Origin of the sequence: Anaerotignum sp. (genome assembly GCF_017483025.1) — a bacterium.
In the GTDB taxonomy this organism is placed as follows: Bacteria; Bacillota; Clostridia; order Lachnospirales; family Anaerotignaceae; genus Anaerotignum_A.
This window is the reverse complement of the sequence record NZ_JAFUMA010000081.1, coordinates 1-3,392: the sequence shown is the minus strand read 5'-3', so window position 1 is coordinate 3,392 and position 3,392 is coordinate 1. Positions and strand designations below refer to the sequence as shown.

General features: G+C 40.8%; 4 protein-coding genes. 2 read left to right on the top strand and 2 right to left on the bottom strand.

Annotation, left to right across the window (positions count from 1 at the left end; all coding sequences use genetic code 11):
• Positions 1-107: 107 nt before the first annotated feature.
• Complete coding sequence (locus IJ369_RS07115; protein ID WP_290717615.1) at positions 108-1,547, bottom strand: FtsW/RodA/SpoVE family cell cycle protein; 1,440 nt, start codon at positions 1,545-1,547, stop codon at positions 108-110.
• On the bottom strand, positions 1,534-1,881 hold the full coding sequence (locus IJ369_RS07110) for a PadR family transcriptional regulator (RefSeq protein ID WP_290717613.1): 348 nt from the start codon (positions 1,879-1,881) through the stop codon (positions 1,534-1,536). Before IJ369_RS07110 ends, IJ369_RS07115 begins: the two co-directional genes overlap by 14 nt.
• 182 nt (positions 1,882-2,063) lie before the next feature.
• Between IJ369_RS07110 and IJ369_RS07105 the strand changes: the two genes are divergently transcribed.
• Positions 2,064-2,441, top strand: coding sequence for a BlaI/MecI/CopY family transcriptional regulator (locus IJ369_RS07105; RefSeq protein ID WP_290717611.1), 378 nt, complete (start codon positions 2,064-2,066; stop codon positions 2,439-2,441).
• A 4-nt stretch (positions 2,442-2,445) separates the two neighbouring features.
• Positions 2,446-3,392 (top strand): M56 family metallopeptidase (locus IJ369_RS07100; RefSeq protein ID WP_290717609.1); only part of this gene is annotated, 947 nt, incomplete at its 3' end.

Genomic DNA, 3,392 nt, shown 5'->3' with positions numbered 1-3,392 from the left:
ATGTCGGAAAATATTTGCCGATGATAGATATGAAAAAGCACTTCATATGAAGTGCTTTTTTAATTGATGTTTTGTTTGATTATTTCAACAAGTACAGCTTCATCTTATTACTGTAGAGATCTAAAGGAAATAATAAGTTTTCCGTTATCCCATTGGATAAATTCGCTATCGCTCAGTTTAGGTTTTATGTTGTCCTGATACACTTCTCCAGTGCGGAAAGTGGAGAGTAGGATTCCTGCCAGAGCCATATGGATGACCAAAGCCGTACCGCCGTAGGAAAGGAAAGGCAGAGCGATGGGGGCGAAGTAGGTTACGCCAAGATTCGCAATGATATAGAGCAGGGTTTCTGCGGCAAAAGTGCAGAGGATAGAAAGAGATACCATCTGCCCCAGAACACTTTTCTGTTTTAGGCATTTGCGGAAGCCGAAAATAAGAAAAACTGCTAAAAGTCCTGCCAGTGTGATAAAAACGATCCAGCCATATTCATAAGTCAGATAGGCCAGAAGATAATCTGTGCGGACACTGAAATAGGGCAGATATAAAGCCGCATCATCAGGCTGGAATAGGATGTTTTTATCAAGGAATGCAGAATTGGGAATGAAGGGATCGCCTTCTCCGAAGAATACAGCGTTTTCCAGCATTCCTCGCAACAGGGTGGGAACATATCCGGAACCTGTGGGATCTGCATCGGGATGCAGGATATAGGTCAGTCTTGCCAGCCGATATGGTTCTGCAAGTAATACCATGCCAATGCCAAGAATACCTGCAAGGATGAAGAAAAGTAGGACTGGTTTTGTCTTATCTCCAAACCATTTCTTCCATGCGGCAACCGCCATCAGAATGCCTGCGGAACATACGAATACGAAAAGACCGCCTACAGTATGGCTGGTTAGTAACAAACTGCAGAAAAGGGCTGCGATGACACCACTTCGAAAATAACCATTTTTCCCTTTTTCCCGTAGTTTATAGAACATTCCGCAGAATGCAAGGGGAAACAGCAAAGACAAAGATGCAGGACTCATGCTGAATGGGCCAAAGATAAACCAGCTTTGACCATAGGCAGTAGTGCCAAAAAACTGCATCCAGAGGTCCATGCCAAAAAGCAGTACAAAAAGTAGGTGCGGGTGATTTCTGATAATGGAAAAATCGAGGAAATATGCCCCGATAAAAACCAGCAAAGCGACACCGAACATAGCGAACTGATAAGGGATAGAGCCGCTTTTCACTTCCAGTACTGAGCCGGAAGTCAGTCGATATTGAATGATGAAACCAAGGAAAAATAGTACCATCACCAATGCGATCATGCCTTTCTGTGGTGCAGGCTTATGAGTCTCATCTAATGCTGCCCCCACAGACACAGGGTCCCCCATTTGCAGAAGAGCCTTTTCCTCTGCGGTACTTTCGCTGTCGCCCATATCCATGTAAGCATTTTTCTGGTCGATGAGATGATTTTCGATTTCCTTAGAAACCATATTGTGAGCATTTTTCCAGCGGATCTGCTCGCAGACTTTATCTGTATATTTTTTGAACTGATCAGAAGAGTTCACAGGCCAGCCCTCCTTCCAGTACTTTGGAGACAGCAGAGGCGTATTCTTTCCATTCCTCAGTTTTTTCTTTCAAATGTTTTTTCCCTTTATTCGTCAATCGGTAATATTTACGAACACGAGCAGAGTCTGCATTATCTTCATAAGATTCCAATAAGCCTTTTTTCTCTAATCCATGGAGAAGAGGGTAAAGGGTACCTGCTTTTAACTGAAAGGTATTATCAGAACGGCGTGCCAGTTCTTCAATGATTTGATAGCCGTACATGTCTTGACCGTCCAGAAGCTTTAGAATAAGCGTCGCAGTACTTCCAGATAATAATGTTTTATCAATAGTCATTTTTACACCCCCATATATAGATAGTCGATATATTTATATCTTGATTATATATAGATAGTCTATATATGTCAAGAAAACAAAATATATAAATAAGAATTGAATATTATGAAAACTATTGACAAACAAAACATACAGATGTATGTTATATATAAACATACAAGTGTAGGTTATGAGGTGATGATATGGAAAAACAGAAACTTCCTGATACAGAATTAAAGGTGATGCAGGTCATTTGGCATAATGAAACACCGATCAGTACAGTTGCAATCCGTGAGGAACTGCAGAAAGAACGTCCTTGGAATCTTTCTGCTTTACAGACTTTACTGGGCAGATTGGTAAATCGTAGTTTTTTAAAGACAGAAAAACAGGGGAAAAGCAGATATTATGAACCTCTGGTTTCTGAAGAAGAATATCTGGCAGAGGATAGTAAGAGATATTTTCAGAAATGGACAGGCGGTTCCCTGAGAGACCTTGTTGCTTGTCTTTATGAGAATCATACTGTAACGAAAGAGGAACTGGAGGATTTGAAAGCCTTTATTGAGCAGGAAACAAAGGAGTGATGATATGGTAATTTTTCATGAATATCTGAAAATCAGTCTTTGGATCATACCAGTGATTTTACTTGCTCTGTGGCTGTTACCAAAACTTTCCCAGAAATACTCGTCAAAGCTATCGTATTTTGTATGGCTGGTAATTGCTGTGAGATTACTGATTCCCTGGAATATGACATTGCCGGCGGAAACGGCACCGATCCAACTGGATATTCCGCAGGAATCTATTATGGAGTGGACCCCTGTTGAAAATCCAGTAGAGAACATTACCATCAATACAGGAAATGAAGTAAATGCGGATAATTATGTTTTTGTTGAACCGGAAATAAAGGAAGAAGTGAGAAAAGATTTCACAGTATCTCACGGACAAATCACTTTACTTCTTTGGAGTATTGGTGTGATTGCATCTGTTTTACGTCCGATTATTGCAACATTTCGGTTGAAAAAATTGATCAAGAGATGGGAAAAGCAGCCGTCTGAAAAAACAATAGAGGTCTATAAAAAGACGACAGGTGAGAGAAAACCTCCTATTGCTATTTGTTCGGCATTGGCTACGCCTATGGCTGTTGGGCTGGTTCATACTAAGATTTATCTTCCCCATGAGGAGTATAGCGAGCAGGAGATGGAAATGATCCTGAAACATGAGCTAATCCATTGGGAAAGAAAAGATTTGTGGTATAAGTTTTTGTTGTTACTGGCAAGAGGGATTCATTGGTTTAATCCATTCGTATATTTGATGGTAAAAAGAGCGAATCGAGATTTAGAAATTTCCTGCGACGGGGAAGCAGTGAAAGAAAAAGATATGGATTATCGAAAGGCTTATGGTCTGATGATTTTACATGAAGCAGAACGGGGACTGCAGAGACAGGTGGCACTGACTACTTGTTTCACCGATGGTAAACGGGCGTTGCAGGAAAGGCTGGTGGAGATCATGAATGGTAAGAAGAGAAAGAAAGGTAT